Source organism: Nonomuraea sp. NPDC049421, from assembly GCF_040677005.1.
Lineage (GTDB): Bacteria > Actinomycetota > Actinomycetes > Streptosporangiales > Streptosporangiaceae > Nonomuraea > Nonomuraea salmonea.
Genome location: NZ_JBFAQA010000037.1, coordinates 14762 through 38975, shown reverse-complemented (window position 1 = coordinate 38975; position 24214 = coordinate 14762). Strand labels below are relative to the sequence as shown.

Annotated in this window: 26 protein-coding genes and 2 tRNA genes; 25 read left to right on the top strand and 3 right to left on the bottom strand. The window is 71.4% G+C overall.

The window, feature by feature from the left end; translation table 11 throughout:
* The first annotated feature begins 15 nt into the window (after positions 1-15).
* Positions 16-2397, top strand: coding sequence for a hypothetical protein (locus AB0K18_RS42765; RefSeq protein ID WP_364926645.1), 2382 nt, complete (start codon positions 16-18; stop codon positions 2395-2397).
* A gap of 1 nt (position 2398) precedes the next feature.
* Here AB0K18_RS42765 and AB0K18_RS42760 read toward each other — a convergent pair whose 3' ends face one another.
* Positions 2399-2734 (bottom strand): hypothetical protein, encoded by a 336-nt coding sequence (locus AB0K18_RS42760; protein WP_364926644.1) that lies wholly within the window; start codon positions 2732-2734, stop codon positions 2399-2401.
* Between the two features lie 100 nt (positions 2735-2834).
* Between AB0K18_RS42760 and AB0K18_RS42755 the strand changes: the two genes are divergently transcribed.
* The 16 genes from AB0K18_RS42755 to AB0K18_RS42680 all read left to right on the top strand — a co-directional run bounded on the left by AB0K18_RS42755 (position 2835) and on the right by AB0K18_RS42680 (position 15848).
* Positions 2835-3704 carry a hypothetical protein gene (locus AB0K18_RS42755; RefSeq protein ID WP_364926642.1) on the top strand — a complete coding sequence of 290 codons (870 nt, stop codon included), beginning with the start codon at positions 2835-2837 and terminating at the stop codon, positions 3702-3704.
* Positions 3705-3713: 9 nt separating this feature from the next.
* Positions 3714-4280, top strand: a complete 567-nt coding sequence (locus AB0K18_RS42750; RefSeq protein ID WP_364926641.1) for a hypothetical protein — start codon at positions 3714-3716, stop codon at positions 4278-4280.
* A 9-nt stretch (positions 4281-4289) separates the two neighbouring features.
* Positions 4290-4559 carry a DUF2829 domain-containing protein gene (locus tag AB0K18_RS42745; RefSeq protein ID WP_364926639.1) on the top strand — a complete coding sequence of 90 codons (270 nt, stop codon included), beginning with the start codon at positions 4290-4292 and terminating at the stop codon, positions 4557-4559.
* Positions 4560-4574: 15 nt separating this feature from the next.
* Entirely contained in the window at positions 4575-5258 is a 684-nt protein-coding gene (locus AB0K18_RS42740; RefSeq protein WP_364926637.1) for a hypothetical protein, read from the top strand.
* Between the two features lie 18 nt (positions 5259-5276).
* Positions 5277-7991, top strand: coding sequence for a fibronectin type III domain-containing protein (locus AB0K18_RS42735; protein WP_364926636.1), 2715 nt, complete (start codon positions 5277-5279; stop codon positions 7989-7991).
* A gap of 22 nt (positions 7992-8013) precedes the next feature.
* Positions 8014-8484 carry a hypothetical protein gene (locus AB0K18_RS42730; protein ID WP_364926634.1) on the top strand — a complete coding sequence of 157 codons (471 nt, stop codon included), beginning with the start codon at positions 8014-8016 and terminating at the stop codon, positions 8482-8484.
* Positions 8485-8513: 29 nt separating this feature from the next.
* A complete protein-coding gene (locus AB0K18_RS42725) occupies positions 8514-8690 on the top strand; it encodes a hypothetical protein (RefSeq protein ID WP_364926633.1) in 177 nt (58 codons plus the stop codon).
* A gap of 143 nt (positions 8691-8833) precedes the next feature.
* On the top strand, positions 8834-11614 hold the full coding sequence (locus AB0K18_RS42720; RefSeq protein ID WP_364926632.1) for a fibronectin type III domain-containing protein: 2781 nt from the start codon (positions 8834-8836) through the stop codon (positions 11612-11614).
* Positions 11615-11647: 33 nt separating this feature from the next.
* Complete coding sequence (locus AB0K18_RS42715; protein WP_364926630.1) at positions 11648-12322, top strand: hypothetical protein; 675 nt, start codon at positions 11648-11650, stop codon at positions 12320-12322.
* Positions 12319-12657, top strand: a complete 339-nt coding sequence (locus AB0K18_RS42710) for a hypothetical protein (RefSeq protein ID WP_364926628.1) — start codon at positions 12319-12321, stop codon at positions 12655-12657. The genes AB0K18_RS42715 and AB0K18_RS42710 overlap by 4 nt, the downstream gene beginning before the upstream one ends.
* Positions 12654-13382, top strand: a complete 729-nt coding sequence (locus tag AB0K18_RS42705) for a hypothetical protein (RefSeq protein ID WP_364926626.1) — start codon at positions 12654-12656, stop codon at positions 13380-13382. The genes AB0K18_RS42710 and AB0K18_RS42705 overlap by 4 nt, the downstream gene beginning before the upstream one ends.
* On the top strand, positions 13358-13519 hold the full coding sequence (locus tag AB0K18_RS42700; protein ID WP_364926624.1) for a hypothetical protein: 162 nt from the start codon (positions 13358-13360) through the stop codon (positions 13517-13519). Before AB0K18_RS42705 ends, AB0K18_RS42700 begins: the two co-directional genes overlap by 25 nt.
* Positions 13520-13533: 14 nt before the next feature.
* Entirely contained in the window at positions 13534-13770 is a 237-nt protein-coding gene (locus AB0K18_RS42695; protein ID WP_364926623.1) for a hypothetical protein, read from the top strand.
* A 19-nt stretch (positions 13771-13789) separates the two neighbouring features.
* Entirely contained in the window at positions 13790-14068 is a 279-nt protein-coding gene (locus AB0K18_RS42690; protein ID WP_364926621.1) for a hypothetical protein, read from the top strand.
* Positions 14069-14173: 105 nt separating this feature from the next.
* On the top strand, positions 14174-14992 hold the full coding sequence (locus AB0K18_RS42685) for a hypothetical protein (protein ID WP_364926620.1): 819 nt from the start codon (positions 14174-14176) through the stop codon (positions 14990-14992).
* A gap of 430 nt (positions 14993-15422) precedes the next feature.
* On the top strand, positions 15423-15848 hold the full coding sequence (locus tag AB0K18_RS42680) for a hypothetical protein (protein WP_364926618.1): 426 nt from the start codon (positions 15423-15425) through the stop codon (positions 15846-15848).
* On the opposite strand, the gene AB0K18_RS42675 is transcribed toward AB0K18_RS42680, so the two are convergent.
* Positions 15797-16345, bottom strand: coding sequence for a hypothetical protein (locus AB0K18_RS42675; protein ID WP_364926616.1), 549 nt, complete (start codon positions 16343-16345; stop codon positions 15797-15799). The genes AB0K18_RS42680 and AB0K18_RS42675 overlap by 52 nt on opposite strands.
* A gap of 218 nt (positions 16346-16563) precedes the next feature.
* Here AB0K18_RS42675 and AB0K18_RS42670 point away from each other — a divergent pair.
* The 4 genes from AB0K18_RS42670 (at position 16564) to AB0K18_RS42655 (ending at position 19101) form a co-directional block, all read left to right on the top strand.
* A tRNA-Ser gene (locus AB0K18_RS42670) sits at positions 16564-16629 on the top strand.
* A 324-nt stretch (positions 16630-16953) separates the two neighbouring features.
* On the top strand, positions 16954-18630 hold the full coding sequence (locus tag AB0K18_RS42665) for a TROVE domain-containing protein (protein ID WP_364926614.1): 1677 nt from the start codon (positions 16954-16956) through the stop codon (positions 18628-18630).
* A 59-nt stretch (positions 18631-18689) separates the two neighbouring features.
* Positions 18690-18761 (top strand) — tRNA-Ile (locus AB0K18_RS42660).
* A gap of 148 nt (positions 18762-18909) precedes the next feature.
* Positions 18910-19101, top strand: a complete 192-nt coding sequence (locus AB0K18_RS42655) for a hypothetical protein (RefSeq protein WP_364926612.1) — start codon at positions 18910-18912, stop codon at positions 19099-19101.
* 173 nt (positions 19102-19274) lie between these two features.
* Here the strand turns inward: AB0K18_RS42655 and AB0K18_RS42650 are convergent, their stop codons facing one another.
* Entirely contained in the window at positions 19275-19949 is a 675-nt protein-coding gene (locus AB0K18_RS42650; RefSeq protein WP_364926610.1) for a GntR family transcriptional regulator, read from the bottom strand.
* A 228-nt stretch (positions 19950-20177) separates the two neighbouring features.
* On the opposite strand from AB0K18_RS42650, the gene AB0K18_RS42645 reads away from it, so the two are divergent.
* From AB0K18_RS42645 to AB0K18_RS42630, 4 genes are read left to right on the top strand one after another with little or no spacing between them, the layout of a single operon-like run.
* The gene (locus AB0K18_RS42645) at positions 20178-20534 is read left to right on the top strand and encodes a hypothetical protein (protein WP_364926608.1); all 357 of its coding nucleotides are present in this window, start codon (positions 20178-20180) and stop codon (positions 20532-20534) included.
* Positions 20535-20552: 18 nt separating this feature from the next.
* Complete coding sequence (locus tag AB0K18_RS42640) at positions 20553-20993, top strand: hypothetical protein (RefSeq protein WP_364926606.1); 441 nt, start codon at positions 20553-20555, stop codon at positions 20991-20993.
* Between the two features lie 3 nt (positions 20994-20996).
* Positions 20997-21905 carry a hypothetical protein gene (locus tag AB0K18_RS42635; protein ID WP_364926604.1) on the top strand — a complete coding sequence of 303 codons (909 nt, stop codon included), beginning with the start codon at positions 20997-20999 and terminating at the stop codon, positions 21903-21905.
* A 13-nt stretch (positions 21906-21918) separates the two neighbouring features.
* Positions 21919-24087, top strand: coding sequence for a hypothetical protein (locus tag AB0K18_RS42630; RefSeq protein ID WP_364926602.1), 2169 nt, complete (start codon positions 21919-21921; stop codon positions 24085-24087).
* The last annotated feature ends 127 nt before the right edge of the window (positions 24088-24214 follow it).

Genomic DNA, 24214 nt, shown 5'->3' with positions numbered 1-24214 from the left:
CACGGGAGGTGGCGCGTGGCGATCAACGTCGGCACCCTGTTCGCCGTCATCGGCCTGCGCGACACCCTGAGCCGGGACCTGGTCCGCGCGGTCGCCAACCTGCGCTCCGCCGCCGCGGCGGTCGACCGGCACGCCACCCGCATCTCCTCGGCCGCCACCCGGGCGAGCGGAGATCTGGTCCGGGTCGGCACACAGATCACGCTCGCCGCCGGCAAGCTCGCGCTGCTCGGCTCCGCCGCCGCGGCCGCGGCCCACGGCGTCGTCGCGCTCGGCACCGCCCTGGCCCCGGCCGTGGGCGCGCTGGCCGCCCTGCCCGGCGCCGCCGCGCTCGGCGCCGCCGCCCTGGCCACCCTCGCGGTCGGCCTGTACGGCGTCGGCGACGCGATCGAGGCGGCGCTCGGCGACGACGAGGAGAAGTTCGCCGAGGCGCTCGCCCAGCTCTCCCCGGCCGCCCAGGCGGCGGCGCGCGAGCTGCGGGCACTCCGGCCCACCCTCGACGCGCTGCGGCGCAGCGTGCAGGACGCCCTGTTCACGCCGCTGGCCGGGCAGCTCTCGGCCGTCGCCCAAGTCCTGCTCGGCCCGCTGTGGACGGGCATGACGTCGGTCGCCTCCGAGATCGGCCGCGCCGGCGTGCTCGTGGCCGAGTTCGCCCGCTCCGGGCTGGCCGTGAACGCGGTCATCACCATCTTCGACCGGCTCCGGCAGACCGTGCGCGACCTGCAGGTGGCCGTCGAGCCGCTACTGACCGGCCTGACCAAGATCGCTATCGTCGGCGCCGACTTCACCGCCTCGCTCGCGCCCGGCGTCGCCCAGCTCGCCGTCCGCATCGGCGAGTTCCTGTCGGCCGCCGCCGACAGCGGCCGGGCGTTCGCCTGGATGCAGGGCGCGGTCGAGGTGTTCCGGCAGCTCGGACAGATCGCGCTGGACGTGTGGCGGATCATCTCCGGCGTCTTCGACGCGATGCGCGCCGCCGGCGGCGACGCCCTCGGCGTGATCGGCACCCTCGTTCGCGAGGTCGCCGACTTCGTCAACTCCGGGCAGGGCCAGCAGACCTTGGTGTCGGTGTTCGTGGCGCTGCGCACCACTGCGCTCGCCCTGGCCCCGGTGCTGGCCGCGATCGCGGTCGGCGTGGGCCAGCTCGCCCCGATCGTCGGGCAGCTCGCCGTCCTGGTCGGGCCGATCCTGACCGGCGCCATCCAGGCGCTGGTGCCCGCCCTGGCCGCGCTGCAGCCCGGCCTGCTCGCCGTGTTCGGCGCGCTCGGCCAGGCGGTCGCCGCCGCCGGGCCCGCGCTCGTCCTGGCCGGTCAGGCGCTGTCGGCGCTGATGGCCGCCGCCGCTCCCCTGCTGCCGCTGCTCGGGCAGCTCGCGGCGCTGATCGTCGCCAGCCTGGCCGCGGGGATCGCCGCCACCCTGCCGTCCATCCACCTGCTGATCGCCGCCGTCGGCCAGACGGTCATCGCGGCGGCCCCGCTGGTGCCGCTCCTGGTCGCGCTGGCCGCGTCCCTGATCAACACGCTGCTGCCCGCGATCGTGCCGCTACTCCCCCAGGTGGCGGCGCTGATCAGCTACCTGGCGGCCGGGCTGCTGCCCGCGCTGCAACCGCTGATCGTGCTGGCCGGTCAGGCGGCCGGCGTGCTCGGCCAGTTCCTGGTCGCCGCGTTCGTCCAGGTCACCGCCGCCGTGGTGCCGCTCCTGCCCGGCCTGACCCAGCTGACGGTCATCGTCGGCACGGCCATGGTCGCCGCGCTGCGCGACCTCGGGCCGCACCTGCTGTCGATCATCCGCTCCTTCACCGAGCTGCTGCCGGTGATCCTGCCGCTCCTGCCGCCGCTGCTGCAGCTGACCGTCCAGCTGCTGCCGCCGCTGATCGCTCTGGTCGACGCCGCGGCGCGGCTGCTGCGCGGCGACCTGGCCGGCGCGCTCGACGTCGCCGGCCGCGCGGTCGTGAACTTCCTCGGCGTGGTCGGCCAGCTCGGCTGGGCGCTGCTCGAGGGCCTGTGGCGCGGCCTGCAGGCGGCCGAGCGGTGGTTCCGCGACGCGATCTACGGCTTCTTCAACGCGATCTTGCCGGAGTGGGTCCGCCAAGCGCTCGGCATCCACTCCCCCAGCCGGGTCTTCGCCGCCATCGGCGAGCAGACGATGCTCGGCATGCGGGACGGCATGCTGGCGACCTCGCGCCGGGTGCTGACCGCGGCCGCGGGCATCGCCGACGATCTGGCCGCCTCGTTCCGGCCTGCTCTGACCGCCGACATGCGCGTGACCGGGCAGCGCGTCACCGGCCCCGGCCGCGCCGGTACCACGGTCATCCACGTGACGGCGATCAACCCGCAGGCCGAGGCGACGTCGGACACGATCAACCGGGGGCTCGCCTACGCCGGGATGCTCGGCGTGGTGTGACCTACGCGCCTTCGTCGCCGTCGACGAGGCCGTGCTTGCGCAGCATGCCGTAAATGGTCTCCCTGGAGACCCCGGAGTGGCCGATGATGGCCTGCGGCTTGACGGGGCCATCCTGGATGGTGCCCGTGCGGGCGGCGACGGCGGCGGCCTCGATGTAGCGCATCAGGTGCTTCACCTGCTGGCGGGCAGCGCGCAGGTCGTCACCGAGCTGCTGCAGGGTCTGCAGGGCGTCGACTTCGGTGAGGAAGCGGAAGTCGGGCTCCTCGGCCCAGTTGATGCCGTCCGGAGTCTCGGCCGAGTACAGCTCGTCCGGGCCTGTGATGATGCGCTGCTCCATGGCCACAGCCTTCCATAGGTGTCTAGTGCTAGACACTTTAGGCTCCGCACGCCGAATGTGTCTAGCACTAGACACTTTGTCCCTTCGGAGGTGGTGCCCCATGCCGACCTACAGCCTCGACGGGATCCCGCTCGACCACCCCGCCCGCTGCTGGAAGCTCGCGCCCGGCACCCGCCGCCGCCCGCTGCCCGGGGTGCGATCGGTCGAGGTGACCGTGCCCGGCCGCGCCGGGGAACTTGGCATCTACGGCCTCGACCACGAGACCACGTCGTTCCCTCTGGAGCTGGTCGTGACCGGCCGCACCCCCGCCGGCGAGGACGGCGGATACGAGCAGCTCGAACGCAACCTGGAGGCCCTCGCCGCCGTGCTCGGCGTCCGCCACCGCCCCATGGTGTGCACCTACACCGCCGGAACCATCGTGCGGGTCGCCGACGTGACGATCACCGCCGTGACCGAGCCCGAAGTCAACGTCGGCGCCGCCCGCGCCCGGCTGACCGCCGTCGTCCGGGTGCCAGGGGTCTTCTGGCGTGACGAGTTCGCCACCACCTGGGAAGGCTCGGCCAACTCCCCCGACCAGCCGGTGACGACGCTCGCCGGGTCCACCGGCCCCATCACGGACGCGCTGATCCGCATCACCGGCCCGGCCGTCAACCCCACTGTGGTGGACGTCGCCACCGGCGGCACCGTCATGCGCCCGTCCGGGCTGACCGCCAGCCAGCGGCTGCTGATCGACTGCGACCGGATGCAGGCCCGCATCGTCACCACCGACACCTGGGACCTGACGGCAGGCACCGACGTGACCGGAACCATCCAGGCAACCGGCCCCGGCTCCGCCTTCCGCTGGCTGCACCTCACGCCGGCCGTGGGCGTCGGCGACCCGTTCTCCCGGGTCGTCCTCGTCACCACCACGGCGACCTCCACCACGGCGGCCTCCAAGGTCGAGATCCTGGCCCGCCGTTCCTATCTCTGAGGAGAAACCGTGACGGAACCGCTCGACTACACCTGCGAGCCCAGCTCTCTGCCACATCACCATCCCGAGTATGTGCCCTTCGGACAGCGCGGAACTGTGCAGTCCATCCCCTATTACGCGGTCAACCAGGCGGTGCCCAGCAACGAGTTCGGCACGATGGTGGCTGTGAAGCTCACCGTGCCTGCAGACACGATGATCACCTCCATGGGGGTTGCTAGCGATCTGCCGGCCGGTGGCTCCGCGGGAGGCACCTGGCGAGCGGCGCTCTACTCCGCAGACGAGGACGGCCTGCCGCTGGCTGTCAGCGGCCCCTGGTCAGCGCCTTCTGGCGTCTGGTGGAAGGCCACCTTCTATCAGCCGCTCCCGGCCGCGGACGAGGCACGGCCTGTGTTGGCGGTCATCGATCTCGGCGCCGCCGCAGGCATGACGTTCCTCGTTCACGAGCCGTATCGGCCCGAACTGGTAGGGGCGCGAAGAGAGTGCTACAAGACCGCTGACCTCAGCACCCTTCCAGTCCGGTTCACCACCTCCCAGTGGACCTTCGAACCCCGAGTTCCGCTTGTCACCCTGTACTGAGGACACAACATGAACTTCTCCGACGCACTCGTTGCCTGCAAGGCGGGCAAGAAAATCACCCGCACCGGCTGGAACGGCGACGGCATGTTCGTCGTCTACCAGCGCGGATACCCGAACGGCATCCCCATCAACTCCAACACCGCCCTGGCCACCGGCATCGCCGAGGGCACCGTCCGGCGCTTCCGCCCCTACCTGATGCTGCACGCGGCCGATGGCTCGTTCGTGCCGTGGCTCGCGTCGCAGAGCGACCTCCTTGAGGACGACTGGATCATCTCCTGACGGGAGGGGGCCGGCATGCCCGCAGCGGTCCGCAACGTCTCCACCGCGCTCGGCTCGCCCGTCCTGTCCGTCCCGCCCGGGACGACCCAGCGAGACCTGCTCGTCGCGTTCCTCGCCTCCGAGGCAGAGCTGCAAAGCTCGCCGGTCACGATCACTGGTGGGTGGACTCCGCTGGCCACGCGCAGCACGCGCGTGGGCACGGTGAACACCCCGTCAGGCATCATCGGCGTCCAGGCGTGGTGGAAGACCGCGAGCGCATCCGAGTCCTCCTACACCATCAGCGACGTCACGGAATGGACCGTGGCCGCCGCCGTGGCCATAACGGACGCGGACACCCCCACCGCCAGCAGCAGCGTCGCCAACTCCACGAACGGCACACGCACCGGCACCAGCCCGGCCGCGCCGACACCGGCCACGACATCGCTCGCGCTGCGCTGGATCGCCGGCGACAACTACAGCGAGGACGCCAACCGAACCTGGACCAACATCACCACGGAGCTGGCCGACCTGGAGGTCGACTACCTGGCCGCCCAGCTCGTCGCCCGGACGACCGGCCACGACGCGACGCTCACCCACACCGTGTCGGCCAACCTGTACGCCTGGGCGGCGATCACCGTGGCCATCCCCGACGCCCCCGTGTTCGCACCGTCACAACCGCTGGCCCCCAGTGGAGCCGCGATGCGTGCCTCGATCTGGTGATGATCTCCGGGAGGTGGCGTGGACCTCCGCCTTGTCGCCTACGCCCCGAACGCCGACCGGCTCGGTATGCTGCCGCAGCCGCTCAGCCTCGAGGTGGCCTGGCCGTTCAACGACGTCGGCAGCCTCCGGCTCGCGTACCCCGCCCACGCCGTTGGCGCGCAGCTGCTGGAGCAGCCGTGCGAGGTCGCGATCGAGTGGTCCGCGGACGGCCAGACGTGGACGGAGCCGCCGGATGGCCGGTTCCTGAGGATCCTACGCCGCGGTGACGGCAGCGACCGCGCCGGAGTGCTGAGGTACGAGCTGCCCGCCTACAAGTGGATGTTCCGCAAGCTCGTCCTCTACGCCGGGGCGGGGCAGCTCGTCGACGGCAAGCGCCCGTTTCTGAGCGCGACGCCGGGCGAGATCCTGCAGACGTGGCTGGCCGAGGGGCAGGCGCGCGGCGCGCTGCCGGAACTCACCTGGACCTTCACGCTCACCCACGACAGCGCTGGAGCGGCGTGGGCCAAGGTGCTCACGATCTACTACGAGCCCGGCCTGGACCTGCTGACCACGCTCATCAATCTGGCCGAGCAGGGCGTCATCGACTTTCAGGTGCAGGGCCGGGAGCTGCGCGTCTACAACGCCGACACCGTCCTGCGCAACGATCTGGCCGGCGGCGACGCCCCGGTGGATCTGCGGTACGGCCGCGACATCATCCAGGCGCCCGAGGTCGGCACCCTGGAGGACGCGGCCAGCGCCGTGCTCGTCGTCGGCGACAACGGCTTCCAGCAGTCGTATGTGTCCTCGGCCGGGCACGGGCCCTGGGGCCGGTGGGAGATGTACGTCGGCCAGGGCGGCGTGTCCGACCCGGGCACGGCGACGCTGCTGGCTGACACCGCGATCAAGAGGGCGGCCGGGGAGCGCGTCCAGCGCACCCGCAGCATCGCCGTGGACACTGCGCGCTGGCTCCCGTTCCGCGACTACGCGCCCGGGGACCTGGTGCTCGCGCCCGGTGAGGCCGCCGCCATGCAGAGCCTGCGCGTCCGCCAGATCACGCTGACGCGTGACCACAAGAAGGCGCTCACCGGCCACCTGGTGCTCAACGACAGGCTGCTGGAGCGGGATATCCGGTTGGCCCGCCGCACGGCCGGGATCGTCGGCGGCTCGACCGCGCTCGGCGGCTCCGGCGCCAGGCCCGCGCCGGAGACTCGGCCGCCGCGCACACCGGACGAGCCCGCCGGGCTGATCGTGGACTCGCAGGCGTACATCGACACCGCGGGGTTCGCGCGCGGGCAGATCACGGCCACGTGGGGCGCGGTCGAGAACGACGTCGCCGGTGTCGCGCTCGACGTCTCCGGCTACGAGCTGTACGGTCGGCGCAACGAGGTCGGACTGCCGTGGCTGCTGCTGGCGGTGACGGAGGACGACGACACCACGGCGACGTACTCGCCGCTGCCGGTTGGCGAGGAGTGGGCCTTCAAAGTCCGCGCCGTCAACAACGGGCGCAAGGGCGGCTTCTCGGCCGCCGTGGTGCAGCTGATCGCGGACGACCCCGACGCTCCGTCTGCGCCGAGCGCGCCCGTCCTGGCCACCCGGCTCGGCGTCGTCCACGTCACGTGGGACGGCCTCGGCGAGGGCGGCGAGCAGATGCCTGCCGACCTGGCCCGGGTCAGGGTCTGGATGCAGGACCCGCTCGCCCCCGGCTGGGAGGAGATCGGCTACCTGGACGCGGCCGGCAGCATCGTCGTGCCGGGCCTGCCGTACGGGGCCGACCGCGAGTTCCGTTTCACGGCGATCGACCACTCCGGCAACGAGTCGCCGGCGTCGGCCTCGGCGACGATCGCCACGGCGCCGCTCGTCGAAGGCGACGCGGCCGAAGGCAGCATCACGACCGGCGCGCTGGCCGCCAACGCGGTCACCGCCGCGAAGGTCGCGGCCGGCGCGATCGAGGCGTCGCACCTCGCCGCCGCGGCGGTGACCGCCGACAAGCTGACCGCTGTGCTGGCGCTGGCCAGCCGGATCGTCGCCGGAGATCCGGCCGGTGCCCGGGTCGAGCTCAACGAGGACGGGCTGGAGGCGTACGCGGCCGGCGGCGGGCAAACGGTGAGCGTGTCGGCGGCCTCGGGCGCGGTGTCCATCGTCGGGCAGCTGTCCACGGGCCTGGTCGGCCGCCGCATCATCGTCAACCCGTCCGGCAGTACCGACCCGGAGATCCGCTGGTACCCGGCGGCGGGCAGCAACTACGCCCGCATCTTCGTCGACCCGGACGGCGCGATCATCCACATCAGCGGCGCGAACGGCGACGGCACGCGCCGCTCCCAGGTGATCCAGCGCGGCGACGAGTGGCGGGCGCACATCTACGACCCGGGCACCGGCCTGGCCAGCGGCGGCTACATGTTCGCCCAGCCTTCGCAGCTCGAGGTGGGCTACAACGACCCGAGCCCGAGCCTGAACCGGTGGCGGTTCACTCCCACGGTCGCCGAGTACAAGGGCCGCCTGGACTACTTCGGCGGCGACGCCGGCCTGCTCATGTTCTCCGTGACGATCAACCTCAACTCCGGCCTGTCCACCATCGCGTGGGGGTCGGCCACCATGCAGTCCGTCCCGTTCTGCGCCATCGGCCTGACCTACTCCGGCACCGGCGTCGTCACCTCCTACATGACCGCCCGGTCCACGGTCGGGTTCAACCTGCGCTGCGACGCCTCCGGGGCGGCCGGATCCGCTACGGCCATGATCTGGGCCTGGCGCAAATGACCAGCGAAGACGAGGGGGCTGGGTGGCGCAGGAGTGGACGGTCGTCGCGGTCGAGGAGACCACGGCCGACGACGGCGCGGTCCCGTACTGGGTGATCGTCTACCAGGTGCCCGAGGACGTGTCACCGACCGGCGAGTGGCGCTACTACCTGCCCAAGGCGGCAGTCGCCTACCGCGCGGCCGAGTTCGGCATGGATCTGGAGGAGGCGCTGCAGCTCATCGTGCACGAGCCGCTGCTGATCGGCATGCACGAGAGGGGCGAGCTGCAGCCGCTCGCGCCCGCGCTGGTCGACGCGGTCACCGCGCGCCGGCAGGCGCTCGAGCAGATCAGCGCCTGCCGGGCCGAGCACGTCGCGGTCGTCACGGCAGCATCTGCCCGCGGGCGGGCGCGTGCCGGTGATCCGCTGCAGGTGATTCGCGACCAGACCCGCGTGGACCCGATCGCCGCGGCGGCGATCCGTCTCGAGATCGACCGCCGCCGCCTTTCTTCCTAACAGCTTCCTAACCGAGGAGAACTCATCTGATGGGCCAGGACCTGCAGGTGGATCAGGCCGACATCATCGAGGCGCTGCGCGAGCGCATCTCGGCGCTGACGTACGAGAACGCGCTGCTGGCCGCCGCCGTGGCCAGCCTTCAGCGGGCCTCGGCCTCGCCGTCTCCGGCGCCCTCGCCGGCCGTGATGCCGCCGGGCTCCATGTAGACCGCCGAGCCGGCCTCGACTCCGCCCGGCCCCAGATAGATCGGCGGGTCGCCCGCCGTGATGCCGCCAGGCTCCAGCTTGGCGGCTGTGATCTTGCCGCGCCCCTCGTCCACGACGTCATCTCACCACATCGGGGGGCAGCAGTGCAGGTCATCGCGCCTGGCCAGCGGCAGAAGTACGCGCTCAGGCTGGTCGCCTACGCGCCCAACGGGGACCGCCTCGGCGCGCTCCCCGCCCACTCGGGCTGGGAAGCGGCGCTGCCGCTCAACGATGTGAGCAGCCTGCGGCTGACGTACTGCACGACCGCGCGCGGCGCGGTGTTCCTGGCCGAGCCGTGCGAGATCGCCATGGAGTACGCCGTGTTCGGCGGCGCCTGGGTCGAGCCGCCGAACGCCCGATTCCTACGGGTCAAGCGCTCCGGGGACGTCACCGACCAGGCCCGGATGCGCTCCTACGACTGCCCCGGCTGGGCGTGGATGCTGAAGAAGCTCGTCCTGTACCCGGACCTGAGCATGGTGGACGGCAAGAGGCAGTTCACCGCGACGACCCCGGGCGACATCCTGGCCACCGTCATCTCCGAGGGGCAGGGCCGGGGCACGCTGACGGCGCTCACCTGGGACTTCGACGCCTTCGCCGACTCGGCCGGGCAGCCGTGGGGCACGGAGATGTCCCTCGACCTGGAGCCCGGCGTCGACCTGCTCCAGCTGCTGATCAACCTGGCCGAGCAGGGCGTCATCGACTGGTGCATGCAGGGCCGGGAGCTGAAGGTTTACCGCGAGGGCACCGTGCTGGCGACCGACCGCGCCACCGGCCCGTCCCAGGTCGATCTGCGGCTCGGCCGCGACGTCATCTCCGCGCCGGACGACGCCACGCTGGAGGACGCCGCCTCCGCGATCCTCGTCGTGGGCGAGGACGGGCTGCGCGTCGAGGTCACCAACGCCTCGGCGAACACGCCGTGGGGCCGCTGGGAGACCTACCAGTCGCAAGGCGGCGTCGGCGACGAGGGCACCGCGCGGCTGCTCGGCCAGAACGCGCTGCAGCGCGCGTCCGGCGAACGGGTGCAGCTCACCCGGTCGCTCACTCCGTACGAGGCGCGGTGGCTGCCGCTGGGCCACTACGCGCCCGGCGACTACGTGATCGCCCCCGGCGACCACGGCGTCATGCAGCGGCTGCGCGTCCGCCAGATCACGCTGTCGTGCAACGAGGTCGGCGAGATCAGCGGCAATGCCGTGCTGAACGACCGCTTCCTGGAGCGGGACATCAAACTGGCCCGCAGGGCGGCGGGCATCCTCGCCGGCGGCATCTCGACCGGCGGCTCCGGCACCGAGCCGACGCCGGAGGACTCCGACCGGGAACCGGCCGCGCCCACCGGGCTGCTCGTCTCCCCGTCCGCCTACCTGGACGAGGAGGGGTACGCGCACGGCCAGATCACCGTGTCGTGGCAGCCGGTCACCACCGACGTCAACGGCACCAGCCTGACGGTCGACGGCTACGAGCTGATCGGCATCACGCCGCCGTCGACCGGCGCCGCCCGGGTGCTCGCCCGCACATCGGACACGAGCGTCACCTACAGCCCGCTGGAGCCCAAGAGCCGCTGGCAGTTCGGCGTGGTCGCGATCACGGGCTCCGCGCGCAGCCAGATCACCGCGTCGGCGGAGTTCGTCATCCCGGACGACGAGACGCCGCCGCCGGAGCCGTCGACGCCGGTCGTGGACTCCCGGCTCGGCATCTTCCGGATCGCCTGGGACGGCCTCACCTCCGCCGGCACCGGCATGCCGGCCGACTTCGCCCGGGTCCTGGTCATGATGAAGGACCCGCTCGACGTCGACGACGAGGGCCGCCAGGTCGAGTGGCTGGAGCGGGCCGGCACCGCCGTGGTGCCGGGCCAGCCGTACAACGCCGACCGCGAGTTCTGGCTGGCCGCGATCGACCGCAGCGGCAACATCAGCGGCGAGTCCGCCCACGTGACCGCGCAGGCCCAGCCGCTGGTGGACACCGACATCATCGGCCAGGTGATCGACGGCGCGACCGCGATCATCGACGGCACGATCCCCGCGAACGCGAAGATCACCGCCGGGACGATCACCAGCGGCCTGATCCAGGCGCTGGCGATCCAGGCCGGGCACATCTCGGCGAACGCCATCACCGCCGACAAGATCGAAGCGGGCGCGGTCACCGCCGCGCACATCGCCGCCAACGCCATCACCGCCGACAAGATCGTCGCCGGCGGCATCACCGCCGAAAAACTCGACGCGGACGCCATCAACGGCAAGACGATCACCGGCAGCGTCGTGCGGTCCTCGGCGACCGGCCGCCGCTTCGTGCTCGACTCCAGCACGCTGGACCTGCGGTTCTACCCGGGCGGCTCGAGCACCAACTACTCCCGCCTGTACGCCGTCGACGGCCTCTACCCGGGCGAGACGACGACGTTCATCACCTCCGGCACCAACCAGTTCAGCACCGCGCGGGCTGAGCTGCAGGTCGCGGCCGGGCTCGTACGGCTGGGCATCCGCAACGCCAACAACTCCAACCGCCGCGGCGGCGGCCTGGACATCGCAGAGGGTTATGCGATGTTCGGCTACAGCGACGGGTCGCCGAGCACCGAGACGTACATCTACACGAACTCGACCGGGCGTTTCTACCTGCGCGGACGGGTGTGGGACACCAACACCGCCGACCCGTACGACGCCGTGCACGCCGGCAGCGGCACGGTCCCGAGCGGGAACGGCGGCGTCACCATCCACTACGGGCCGACCATGGCCTCCAACATGGGCCCCGTCGCCGTGATCCGCGACGGCGCCACCACCGCCAACTTCTACTGGTGCGAAGACCTCAGCAACCAGACCGACTTCAGTTTCGCCTGGTCAGAGGGCGGCGGCGTGTTCTCCGGCAAGGGCTTCTACTGGTGGTCGCACCGCCACTAACGATCTTCATTCATCTCAAGAGGGGGTGCCCGCATGTCCGAAACCTGGACCGTCTGGGACGCGGAACTCGGCTACTCGACCACCAGCCTGCTGCAGAGCGGAGGCGAGCACGCCGACCAGCTCGGCCGCGCGCACGACGGCGCGGAGCCGATCTGGGGCATCAGCCGCGTCCGGCCGGACGGCGTCGCCCACATGCACCTCATCCCGCACAGCACCTTCGAGTGGCGGGCGGCCGAGTACGGGATCGACCCGGACGACATCGACACGATGCTCGACATCGTCCTGCACGAGCCATGGATTCCCAACCCGCACGACGCGCTGGCCACGCTCAAGCCGGGCGCGGCCGAGGTCCTGCAGGAGACGCATGGCCTGCCGACCTGCTGGACGCCGGGCGTCCCGGACGCTGACCGGCTCGCCGCGCACCTGGCCAGGATCGAGGCCGTCAAGACGCACCGCGTCGTCATGGTGGCCGAGAACCGCATGTTCCGGCAGGGCGTCGTGGACTTCGTCGGCCTGGACCTCACCGTGCCGGAGGACCCACTGGAGCCGGTCAAGACGCTGACCCGGCTCGACCCGGCCCGGGTGGCGGCCCGCCGCCAGACCGTGGAGTACTACCGCGCCGGCCGCGCCGGACCGGTCACCCCGAGCTTCGAGATCAAACCGCCGAACACGTGGATGGGCCGTCTGCCCTGGGGAGCCGCAGCGTGACCGGAATCTACTGGGTGGACGTCTTCGTGGTCGTCACCATCGTCGGCGGCGGTATCGCGCTGGTCTGGAAGGCGATCGCGCTGCTGATGCGCAGGCTGCGCCGCCTCAGCCACTTCCTGGACGACTGGCTGGGCGAAGAGGCACGGCCCGGCGTCCCGTACCGGCCGGGCTTCCCCGAGCGGGTGGCCGCCATCGAGGCCGAGCTGCGACCCAACCACGGCACGTCGCTGCGGGACGCGATCAGCCGCCTGGAGGCCAGCGGGCGGCGGGTGGAGGACGGCCTGGCCGCGCACCTGGAACAGCACCGCATCGAGCAGACCGGGGGGAACCCATGAACCTGATCACCAGGCGGCAGTGGGGCGCGAAGGCGGCCACCGCCTCCTACACCCGCATCAGCCACACCGAAGGCGTCAAGGTCCACTACACGGGCGGGCACGTCCCGGTCGGCATTGTCAAGGATCACGAGCTGTGCGGCAAGCTCGTCAAGGAGATTCAGGCCCAGCACATGCGCGGCGCCCGCGAGCAGCCGTACATCGACATCGGCTACAGCATGGTGGCCTGCCCGCATCGCCGGGTTTTCATGGGCCGCGGCCCGCACGCGCTGCCGGCCGCCAACGGCGCAGGGCTGAACACCGGCCACTACGCGGTGCTGGCCCTCGTCGGCTCCCAAGGCCACACCCAGCCGACCACCGGCCTGCTGCAGGGCATCTGGGACGCCATCGACTACCTGCGCAAGGAGGGCGACGCCGGCAAGGAGATCAAGGGCCACCGCGACGGCTTCTCCACCTCCTGCCCCGGCCAGCCGCTCTACGACTGGATCAAGCAGGGCGCCCCCCGGCCGGGCACCAGCGAGCACGACCTGCCGACCCTGCGGCCCGGCGACACGAACGAGCACGTCCCCACGCTGCGGCAGATCGTCAAGGCCGCCAACCGCACCAGCAAGTTCTACGACCCGACTGACGCCGACCTGGTGGCGCTCGTCACGGCGTGGAAGGCCGCCCGCAAGCTCGGCTCCAGCCTCGATTGGACGCCGGCGTGCTGGAAGGCCGCGGGCCTGTAGTGGACGGCCTGCACGTCCTGGCGCAGGCGTACCTGTCCGGCTGGCCCTGGCCGCGCAGCCCGGCGCCGCCCGATGCCGAGACCGAGACCTACCAGCCGGGCGACCGCGTTCCCGGCTGGTTCGACGAGACCAACTGAGAGAGGAGTTCCTCGTGAAGAAGCCGGTGCTCGTGGCGGCCGTCGCCGCGCTGATGCTCGCCTCCGCAGGCGCGGGCGCCGCGGTCGCGGCCGACGAGCCCGCGCCCGCGTACGGCGGCTGCATCTCCAAGACCAGCGGCTACCTGCGGATCCTGGAGCGCGGCAACCTGCCCAAGAGCGTGTGGGGCAAGTGCAAGTCCACCGAGGTCAAGATCACTTTCTATAGCCGGTCCGGCGCCCCCAAGGGCTGACCGGCCAGGAGGAGGACCCATGTTCCACCAGTGGCTGCTGTCGCTGTGGCGCACCATCGTGCCCAGCGTGGTCGGCGGCGTGCTCGGCTGGCTGGCCCTGCGCGGCATCACGATCGAGGGCCTGAGCGCCGAGCAGATCAGCTACGGCGCGACCGTGCTCGGCGCGGGCACGTACTACGGCCTGTTCCGGGCGCTCGAGCAGCGCTTCCCCGTGCTGGGTGTGCTGCTCGGGTCGACCAAGGCCCCCACCTACAAGGAGGGCTCGCACCCCGGCGTCCACGCCGGCCGCGAGCTGTAACCACCCCTGCTGCGCCCCGCTGTCCTTCGGGACGGCGGGGCGTTTTCGCGTTTCCAGCGTTCTTGGCGCGCGCGAAAGTTAGCATGTTCATGCTAAGAATGGCGGATGATGAACCCCGCGAAGCGCGCGCACGGGAGCCGGATCGTCGGCGTCCTGGAACAAGCCTGGTCGGCGATCCAGAAGCACCATCCGGACGTCCCCGCAGTCGTGGCTATCACTGGGACCGGGCACGTCGGCGGATTCACCATGGGCAGCTTCGACTTCAAGAAGTGGAAGCCTGCCGGCGACGTTCCTGCGGCGTCGGAGGTGTTCATCGCGGGCGAGGTGATCGGCGTCGGTGGCCGCCTCGTGATGGAAACGCTCCTGCACGAGGCTGCTCACGGCCTGGCTGGCGTGCGCGGCATCAAGGACACCAGCAGCAAGAACCGCTACCACAACCTGAAGTTCGCCCGGCTCGCCGAGGAACTTGGCCTCAAGCGGCCTGCCAGCAAGGACCTGGAGATCGGCTGGAGCGAGTGCACGATCACCGACGCAACCGCTGAGAAGTACCGGGACGTCATCGACGCCATCGACGCCGAGCGGCTGCCCTACCGCGACAGCCCGTACGTGGCCTACCTCCGCAGCTCACAACAGCTCGACCAGGAGATCGCCGAGCTCGACAAGAAGCTCGGCGACCTTCTCGATGGCGCGCTCGGCGAGGCGGTGCCAGAGCTTCCGCCCGTGACCGTGCCGCAGATGCCCGCCCTGCCCACGGGACGAGATGGAGTCAGGGTCTCAGTGGCGTGCAGCTGTACTCCGCCCCGCCGCATGCAGGGAAGCCCGGCCTCGATCGAGCGCGGCCCCATCATCTGCGGGGAGTGTCGGGAAGAGTTCGTCATCGCCGAGCCGACACGGCGCCGTCCCAAGGGGCCCCGCGTGCGGTAGCGGCGCCACCACGCCGCCGGTCTACGAGTCCGGCTGCTCGCTCTACCGGAGGCCGCCGACAGAACGAAGGGCCCGCCTGGGCGGGCCCTCGCGTTTCGGTCCCCGCCTGCGCGAGGAGCAGATTCCCCATCGAACCGGTCAACGGGTCACCCCTACATACGTAGGGAGCATGTGCAGGTCAAACGCGGCTGTGCGCGCTGATCAGCGGATCATCCCCGCAGGGGCGGGGAACTCACCGTCCGACCGGCCTGGTCGATAGGTTCACCCCCAGGTACTGGGGATGTGCTCCAGGATGTCATAGCCGGGCCGGTCTCCGCCACCGGTCGCGGATGATCGGCCGAGGGCGTACGCTGGCCTCGTTGTGCTCCCCACGCACGTGGGGGTCAGGTGCTCGGGACGGCCCCGGGCGCTGCCTACTACTGGAGCACCCATGAAAGATACGAGCCGCTGGCGTGTCGGAGACCGCGACGAGGCCGCCAAGCGCGCCCACACCGAGGAGGAGAACCGGCGGCGCAGGGAGCTGCTGTTCGCCGCGCACCCGCCGGCGGTACGCCAGAAGATCCTGGAGGCCATCCGGAACGGGTCGAGCCCGGCAGAGGCTGCCAAGGAGGCCAGCACGAATCACCAGGCGCTGTACGCCCTGGCCGAGCTGGATCCGGAGTGGAAGCGTCAGCTGGACGAGGCCACCGAGGCGGCGTGCACGTGCGAGGGGACCGGCTGGAAGCGCCAATACGGTAGGACCGGCCCGCGCTGCCACTGCCCGGTCGCGCGAGAGTACCGCAGGCAAGAGTCACGCAAGGAGCGTCAGCGCGGGGCCCGCCGCGCCGGTTCAGCCGCGAGTTCGTCGAGCCGCTGAAGGAAGGCGTCGATCTCGCTCCTGCTGGGGGCGAGCAGCCACACCGCGCGCACCAGCTCGAAGAAGACGTGCCCACGCTCCTGCCGCAGATCGGCGGCGCCGAGCCGCCGCCAGCGGTCGCCCTGGCCGGGGATGCTGCGTTCCCACACCGCCCGGGTGGCGTCGTCCGCGTCGTCCCCTGGCAGGGGCGGGTACAGGCGTGTGGTGTGCACCTCCTCCACGCTGATGGCCAGCCGTTCGGCGTGGGCCTGCTCGGCCTTTTCGACCTGGGTGACGAGGGCCTCGTTGACGACGTGGAACATGGCCTGTAGCTGACGGGCGAGCTGCTGCAGCCGGGCTCCTTCGGCCTGATCGGCCAGGGCGGCGATCTCCTGGACGGCGTCGGCGTACTCGCGGTAGAGGTACATGAGCGGCTTGAGGACGTCGCCGGCGGCGGCGAGGGCGCAGGCCGCAAGGCGTGACTCGGCGACGATCTTGCGGCAGAGCGTTTCGTCCATACGTTCGATCCTAGGGCGACCCTTGGAGTGATCGCCAATACGGCGTGCGGGCGCTTCACCGGATCAGTTGGTAAGTGCATTCACTTACGTCTATGCTGTTCGCGCGGCGCGGGCCGACAGAGATCGGTTACCTCTTTTTGTTGAAGAAGATCCGAACCCGGTCTCACCTCCACATCCGCGCCGCGCTGACCCCCTCGCCAGGTGCGACGGGGACACGAGCCGAAGCGTGATCGGTTATCTCTCTCGAAAAGAGGAGGCCCGGGTTCGACTCCCGGCGCTGGGTTCTCGCGGGCCTGGTGTGGTGTAGAGGTAGCACATTCGCCGGTCTGCACCCCACGTTCGTGTCCCTCTCACACCTGACGAGCCCGTCAGGGAGATCGAGTCGAAGACAGTCGGTTATCGCTAAACCGCCGGCCGCGGGTTCAACTCCCGCCGCGCGCTTCCACGCGCGTAGCTCAGCTGGTAGAGCAGCGGTCCATCAACCGGCGTCACACCCACACTCGATCTCCCTTTTCGCATGTTCATCTCCGCCGCCTGGCGGGGCGACCCAGCGGGTGTTCCTGCCCCTGTTCCCCCTCCGGGAGGCGAGCACGGAAGGAACGCCCCTCATGAACCGACGCGATCCGCTCGCCGGCATCTCCCTCGCCGCGACCCCCCAGTCCCAGCCGATCCCCGGCCGTGCCGCCGACATGGTGCGCAACAGCGCGGGCGGCTGGGTCTTCGCCCAGGACACCTGGTCCCGCGTGGAGGACTTCCTGATCCTCGGCACGGCAGGCGGCACCTACTACATGGGCGAGCACGAGCTCACCGCCGACAACGTCAACGTCCTGGTCGACGCCATCACCGAGGACGGGCCGCGCGTCGTCCAGCTGCTGACGGAGATCTCCACGGCCCAGCCGCCGCGCGCCCCGAAGCCCAACCCGGCGCTGTTCGCGCTGGCGGCCTGCTACGTGATCGGCGACGCCGGCACCAAGAAGGCCGCCAAGCAGGCTCTGGCCAAGGTGGCGCGCACCACCGACCACCTGGCCAAGTTCATCGGCTACTACAAGAGCCTGACCGGCGGGCCCGGCGTGCGGACCGGCCGGAGCCTGCGTACGGCGCTGGGCTCTTGGTTCCTCGCCGGCACTCCCGACAACGTGGCGTTCCGGGCGTGCAAGGCCCGCCAGCGCAAGACCCCGTCCGGAGAGGCGCTCGACCTGCGCGACGTGCTGCGCATCGCGCACCCGATCGCCGACAGCGAGCAGCGCAAGGCGCTGTTCGGCTGGCTGGCCGGCAACGTCTCCGACGACGAGGCCCGCGACGAGCTGCCCGCCGTCGACCGGTTCCTGACCGCCAAGGCGGTCACCACGGTGCCGCAGGCGATCCGCGTCATCACCGAGGCGAAGGTGCCCTGGGAGTTTCTGCCAGACGCCATGCTGAAGGAGCCAGCCGTGTGGGACGCCCTGGTGGACACCATCGGCATGACTGCGCTGATCCGCAACCTGGCCCGCATGACCTCGCTCGAGACGCTCAGCCCGTTCAGCGACGCCACCTACCGCGCGGTCGCCCGGCTGACCGATCGGGAGGCCATCCTGCGGGCGCGCATCCACCCGATGGACGCCTGGCTGGCGCTGCGCGTCTACGGGTCGGGCCAGGCTCAGCCGAACCCGTCTGCGCCGGTCCGCACGTGGAACCCGGTCGCGCCCGTCCTGGACGCGCTGGAGGAGACCTACTCGCTGGCCTTCGGCAACGTGAAGCCGTCCGGCGCGCGGCTCCTGATCGCAGTGGACTCCTCCAGCTCCATGCGGGGCGGCTACTACGGCGCCCCCTACCGGGTCCAGGTGGGCGGCTCCCCCATCGGCACCCCGTACGAGGTGGCGTGCGCGATGGCCGCCATGGTCGTCCGCATCGAGAAGACCAACGCGCACGTCATCGAGGTCGACACGCGCGTCCACCGCTCAGCGATCACCGCGCGGACCAACATGCGCGAGATCTCCTCGTGGCGGCCGGTCGGCGGCGGCACGGACCTGTCGCTGCCGTTCCAGTGGGCGCTGCAGGAGCGCATGGAGGTCGACGGGGTGCTGGTGCTGACCGACAGCGAGACGTGGGCGGGATCCCACGACCACCCGGCGCAGGCGCTGAACTCCTACCGGCGCGGGGTCAACCCAGCGGCGCGCGCCGTGGTGGCGTCGCTGGCCGCCACCGGCCGCACGATCGGCGACCCGAAGGACCCGGGCGTCCTGCAGATGGCGGGTGTGGATGCGTCGCTGCCGATGGTCGTGGGCGGCTTCCTGCGCAAGGAGTAAGTGGAAGCACTTACAATAATGGTGGCCGCCCGGCACCGCACGCCACCGGGTGGCCATCGTGGGCGGTAGAGCAGTGGTAGCTCGGCACCCTCATAAGGTGACGGTCGCGGGTTCGAGTCCCGCCCGCCCCACGACGAAGGCCCTCCTCCCCGAAGATCCGGGGAGGAGGGCCTTTTCTGGTGTCGGAGAGATCCTAACTCGGTCATTAACACCTGCTGAAACGTCGCTGGGATGATCGAAATGAATCGATCTTCAGTAGCAGAAAGGAGGTGAATCTCCATGGCGAAGACGTACTGGCTGACGACGGACGGCGGGCGCACCTCGCGGGACGTGGCCCTCGACAACGTCCGGCGTTCGGGCGACGACTTCTATGTGAAGGGCGGCGACGGCATCATGCGCAAGGCGCCCGAGGGCACGCAGGTCGGCGGAACCGAGGTGACGGAGGATCTGAACCCGGTCAAGACCTGGTAGCGCGGGGCGCAGTGCGGTCTCCGGTTTGATGTGCGTCCACCCAGACGCCCGGAGACCGCACCCCGAAGAAGAACCACGACACCCACCGGCTCGACGGCCGTCAGCCAGCCAGTGTGCTGCGTGTTCTGTGGCCGAGTATCCCAGCCTGGACGTGGCGGCGGCAACCGACGTGATCAGCGCGCGGGCAGAGGAGAGCGCCAGCCGACGCGGACGCGCAGCGGGTTCGCCGCCAGCTGGACGAGCTGCAGTGGCAGGCCGCCGTCGTCATAGGTGATGCGCTCGACGGTCAGCACGCTGCCGCCGGGCCGCAGGCCGAGGACTTCGGCCTCCTCCTTCGTGGCAACCCGGACGCCGATGTCGTCGGCCGCTTCGGCGGCGAGGCCGCCCTCGAGGGCCAGGGGCCTGATGGAGATCTCCACCATGGCGCGGGCCTTGCCAACCATGGCGTGCCGGATGCGGTGCTCGGTCATGGCGCCCAGGGGGACGTCGAGCGCCGCGGCGGTCGCGTCGTCGGCCGGCAGTTCCTGGACGCCGATGCGGCGCATGTCGCCGGCGGCTCCGGCTCGGGCGCAGGCGCTTTCCCAGGCGTCGTCGCCGTCGTCGAGGCGGAGGTGGATGGGGCGGGGCGGCTCCTCGACTTTGAGCCGCCCGTCAGGTCCTGAGTTACTGATCAGCCCTTCGGCGCGGAGCTGGGCGAGGGCCTTCGCCAGGGTGGCCCTGGAGGCGCTGAAGCGTTCGACGAGCTGGCCTTGTCCGGGCAGGAGGGAGCTGGGCGGCCACGCGCGAGACGCGATCAGCTCGCGCATCTCGTCTGCGATTGCGGGCCAGCGCCGTACGGCCACGGACATCCCTTCACCTGCGGGCTTGCATGGGTGCTGAGTGATGGTCTCACAAACCCGGCTTGACAGATCATTACCGGGCGATCATCATGCCCAGAGTACGGTGGTTATCTAGATAACCGTCGCAGACATGAGGAAAAGGGCGGGCCCCGCCGGATGACGCCAGCGAGGCCCTGAATGCCCCCCATCCAGATCCCTCTCGCGAAAGATCCGATCCAGATGAGCAGCACCGCCAGTATGGCAGTCCTCCCCCGCGGCAACGACCTCCGCCGCCTCTACACCGACGAACTGCACGACCTCGTCAACCGGCACGGGCTGTGCACCAGCAGCCCAGACCGCGACCGCTGGGCCATCCAGCAGCCGACCGCCCGGCAGGCCCGGCGCGCATGCGTCGGCTGCCCCCTCAACGGCGTCGACGGCGCGTGTTTCGAGCTCGCCGTCCGCCTGGACGTCGCGCGGCAGCGCAAGGCCCGCCGAGCGCCCGTCACCACGAGCAGCAAGGTCACCCTCGACCAGGTCGTCTACGGCGGCCAGACGCCCGGCATGCGCGCCCGCGTCGTCAAGCACCGCCTGCTCGCCGCCCAGACCGCCTGACCCCCGAAGGAACCCCTCATGAACTGGTTCTACTGGTCCACCCTGACCTGCCTCGGAGTCGGCGTCGTCGTCGGCGGGCTGCGCCGCAAGCAGGACAAGATCCCGCCCGGCAAAGCGGGCATGTTCGCCGCCGCGCTCCTCGCGTACGGCAGCCTCGCCATCGGCTCCTGGTACCCGGGCACATGGGCGGCAGCCCTGGGCGAGTGGGTGAAGGACGGCCTCGCCAGCGCCGACACCTTCACCGCCTGGACTGCTGGCGGCACCGGGGTGCTCCTGGTCGTCGGCGTCGCCTCCTGGGCGACCGCCGCCGCCAAGGACGTGCTGAAGGACAAGGTGCCCGATGAGCCCGCGCTCACGTTCTGCATCTTCTGGACGGTGCTGATCATCGGGTCGCTGGCGTGCGTGATGGGCGAGGACGCCTACGCCAAGACCTTCGGCCAGCTCGCGATGGGCGGGTGAGTCGTGCTCGAGCGACTTGCCGGGCTGGCCGCCGCGCTCGTGTTCTGCGGCTGGGCGGTCAGCCTGCTGGTCGGCGGCAGGAGTAAGACCGTGTCGGCGGCCGAGGACGAGGCCGCCGACACGGGCGTGGCCGGCCAGCCCGAAAGCGCGCCCAAGGCCTCCCGCGAGCCGGACACCGGCCAGGCCCGCACGGGCTGGCGGTGGCGGCCCGCCCGCCGGGACAACCCGCCCATCGTCTCCGTCGAACGCATCGACCAGCCCCAGACCCAGCCCGAGCCGCAGCCGCCCGCTTCCGAGCGGCCCGCCCTTCGTGCTGTCCCCGATCCCGATCCCGCGCCTGACCCCGAAGGGCTGGACCCCATGACCATCGCCCGCCGCGCCTACGACCTCGCCCGCAAGCGCCGCCGCCAGCAAACGGAGGTGGCCAAGGCCGCCGCCCGCGTCGAACCCGCCTCCGGCAAGGTGATCCCGCTGCAGGCCCGCACCGCCGAGGCCAAGCCGGTCGAGCAGGCTCCGACCACCACGGCGGTGGGGACGGCGGCCGTGCCCGTGGTGCCGCTTCAGGCCCCGGCCGCCGGACAGATGCTCAGCCTGGTGGAGACCATCGCCGAGGCGGCGACGCTCCTGGCGCGGATCCCGCCCGGCGGTGACATCCGCAATCCGATCGCCCAGATCGCCGCGTTCGCCCAGGCGCAGGCCCGGCTCGCGCGCGCGGTGAGTGAGCACCGGCAGCGCATGGCCGAGGACCACCACGACGGCGTCGTCCTGGCCGTCATCGAGCAGGCCGAGGCCATCACGCACAACGCCGCCAGGGCGCTCGCCGACACCGCGTTGACCGCTGCCTTCCGCTACCAGGGCACGGCCTCCGACCAGGCGGCCGGCACGCGCATCCCGAACGTCAACCGCCAGTAGAGAGGTCACGCACGTGAAGACCCCTGTCGCCGAAGAGGCCGACAGCCAGGCCCGCGAGCCGGAATGGGAGTGGCAGGCCCCCGCCTTCCTGCGCATCCCGTGGCGGCTCGGGTCCTGGCTGGTGGTCAACGGCGTACGCCACTGGGAGGAGCTGTCGCCGGTGTACGCCGGTGTGCTGCTCGCTGCGGTGGCCGGGCAGCAGTGGGCGTGGTGGGTGCTGCTCATGGTCGGCATCGCGCTCATAGCCATCACGGTGCTGGTGGCCCGGGTCGCCGACATGCGCCCGGCCTGGCTGACGTACCTGATGGCGGCCGAGCTGCCCGCCGTGGCGTGGACCGTCACGACGTCGGCCACCGGCCCCGGCTCGGCAACGACCTGGGTGGCGTGGCTGGCGCTGACCGGCGCGGCCACGGGCGGGCGGTGGTGGCTGGTGAAGTGGCTCGCCAAGCAGCAGCCGCAGCTGCCCGCCGCCGACGAGCGTCCCGCCCTGCTGCCCGCGCCGGAGCGGCACCCGCTGCAGGACACCGTGGACGACGTCGCCGCCCGGCTGACGCAGGCCCGCGATCGACTCGGCCTGCCGGAGCTCGACGTGGTCGGCAGCGAGATCGTCACCGACACCCGGTTCACCCTCACGGTGGTGACGCGCCGCCCCGCCGTCGAGGTCGACCAGCTCCGCACGTCGATCTCGGCGAAGATCGGGCTGCGCGTCGGCATGCTGCGCCAGGTCACGCCGGTCTTGGACGACGCCGGCGTGTCGGTGTGGCACTTCCAGGTGGGCGAGCTGCACGGCGGCCAGAAGTTCTGGTGGAAGCCGCCGCTCATGCCGCGCAGCATCCTGGAGCCGATCGGGATCGGCCTGCAGGAGAACGAGGACCCGGCCGGGATGCTCCTGGCCACCGAGGATGGCGGATCGCGCCACGGCGCGACCTCGGGCAAAACGGGCTACGGCAAGACGGTCCACCAGATCGTGGTCGGCGCCGGGGTGGGCAACACCTTCGACGGGGTTCCGCTGGTGTGCGACCTGAAGGGCCTGTTCGACTTCGCTCCGCTCGCGCCGCTGACGCCCATCTACGCCTGGACTCCTGAGCAGGCCACCCGGCTGCTGGTCGCGCTCGCGTCGCTGTGCACGGAGGGCCCCGCAAACCGGGCCTTCCTCAAGCAGCGCGGAGAGCGCGTCATCGTCCCCGGAGCCGACCGCAAGGCCATCGTGCTGTTCATCGACGAGCACCGCATGGTGTTCAACCCGGCGATGAACCCGCACTACCGGGAGGCGTCCGCCGCCGCGCACACGATCGCGCTGCTCGGCCGCGCCTACGGCGTCGGCCTCTACATCAGCGGTCAGGACATGTCGGAGACCGCGATGCCGCAGTCGTCCACCGACTCCGGGACGGCCTTCCGGCGGCAGCTCCATCACCGCCGGGTGTTCCACGACGACACCAAGGCCAGCGGTCAGTTCCTGCTGGACGACTACGCCCGCCTGGACGTGACTCAGCTCAAGGCTCCGGGCCGCTTCTTCCACGCTGACGGCGACGCGCCGACCCTGCCGATCCTCGGGCCCGACGCCGACCCGGAGACGGTGGGAGCGTGGGCGGCCCAGCGGTCGCGGGACGCCGGCGGCTTCGACGAGCGCACGTGGTCGCTGCTGGCAGACCAGCTCGGCGACCTGCGGCTGTCGAGCATGCGCGGCATTCCGGCCGAGCTGGCCGAGTACCTGCCGTCCGCACCGGCACGGTTCTCCGTCAGGCCGGACCTGGTCGCAGCGGCTGGGCCGGTGCCGCCCAGCCCGGAGGTGGCGCGCTACGACGAGCTGGCTAGGCAGGAGCGTGCCCTCGCCGAGCTGCTCGGCGCCGAGCCCGCGCCCGTGGTGCCAGCCGAGAGCATGCCGGCCACGCACGTCGCCGTCCCGCTGGCCGACGCGGCGCTCGAGGGCCTGGCCGCCGGGCTGGAGGCTGGCGGGCCCGGCGGCGCGAGCCGCCAGGACCTGGAGGCCGCGTCGGGAAAGCGCCGCTCCTGGGTCGGGGCGCGGCTCAGGATGCTGGCCGAAGCCACCGTCATCCGCTCGACAGGGCAGGGGCGCGGCGTCCGCTGGCACCTGGCCGAGGGCGTCGACGGGGCCCGGCTGCGCTCGGCGATCGCGGCCGTCGAGCAGGCGCTGCGTCCGGGCGGCGGTGACGCCACGTGACCGCCGCCGCCTCGAGCGCCGAGGCCCACGGTAGCTGCGGTAGGAGCGCGTCCCACCCCCCATGTGGGGGGCCCGCTCCTACCGCTGCGGTAGCAAACGCTACCGCGACGACCGCTGGCGGTAGGTC

Coding starts and splice junctions, on each gene's coding strand:
- AB0K18_RS42760 (WP_364926644.1), bottom strand. CDS start 2,734: ATGGAGCAGCGCATCATCACAGGCCCGGACGAGCTGTACTCGGCCGAG.
- AB0K18_RS42755 (WP_364926642.1), top strand. CDS start 2,835: ATGCCGACCTACAGCCTCGACGGGATCCCGCTCGACCACCCCGCCCGC.
- AB0K18_RS42745 (WP_364926639.1), top strand. CDS start 4,290: ATGAACTTCTCCGACGCACTCGTTGCCTGCAAGGCGGGCAAGAAAATC.
- AB0K18_RS42740 (WP_364926637.1), top strand. CDS start 4,575: ATGCCCGCAGCGGTCCGCAACGTCTCCACCGCGCTCGGCTCGCCCGTC.
- AB0K18_RS42725 (WP_364926633.1), top strand. CDS start 8,514: ATGGGCCAGGACCTGCAGGTGGATCAGGCCGACATCATCGAGGCGCTG.
- AB0K18_RS42715 (WP_364926630.1), top strand. CDS start 11,648: ATGTCCGAAACCTGGACCGTCTGGGACGCGGAACTCGGCTACTCGACC.
- AB0K18_RS42705 (WP_364926626.1), top strand. CDS start 12,654: ATGAACCTGATCACCAGGCGGCAGTGGGGCGCGAAGGCGGCCACCGCC.
- AB0K18_RS42690 (WP_364926621.1), top strand. CDS start 13,790: ATGTTCCACCAGTGGCTGCTGTCGCTGTGGCGCACCATCGTGCCCAGC.
- AB0K18_RS42685 (WP_364926620.1), top strand. CDS start 14,174: ATGATGAACCCCGCGAAGCGCGCGCACGGGAGCCGGATCGTCGGCGTC.
- AB0K18_RS42680 (WP_364926618.1), top strand. CDS start 15,423: ATGAAAGATACGAGCCGCTGGCGTGTCGGAGACCGCGACGAGGCCGCC.
- AB0K18_RS42675 (WP_364926616.1), bottom strand. CDS start 16,345: ATGGACGAAACGCTCTGCCGCAAGATCGTCGCCGAGTCACGCCTTGCG.
- AB0K18_RS42665 (WP_364926614.1), top strand. CDS start 16,954: ATGAACCGACGCGATCCGCTCGCCGGCATCTCCCTCGCCGCGACCCCC.
- AB0K18_RS42655 (WP_364926612.1), top strand. CDS start 18,910: ATGGCGAAGACGTACTGGCTGACGACGGACGGCGGGCGCACCTCGCGG.
- AB0K18_RS42650 (WP_364926610.1), bottom strand. CDS start 19,949: ATGTCCGTGGCCGTACGGCGCTGGCCCGCAATCGCAGACGAGATGCGC.
- AB0K18_RS42645 (WP_364926608.1), top strand. CDS start 20,178: ATGGCAGTCCTCCCCCGCGGCAACGACCTCCGCCGCCTCTACACCGAC.
- AB0K18_RS42640 (WP_364926606.1), top strand. CDS start 20,553: ATGAACTGGTTCTACTGGTCCACCCTGACCTGCCTCGGAGTCGGCGTC.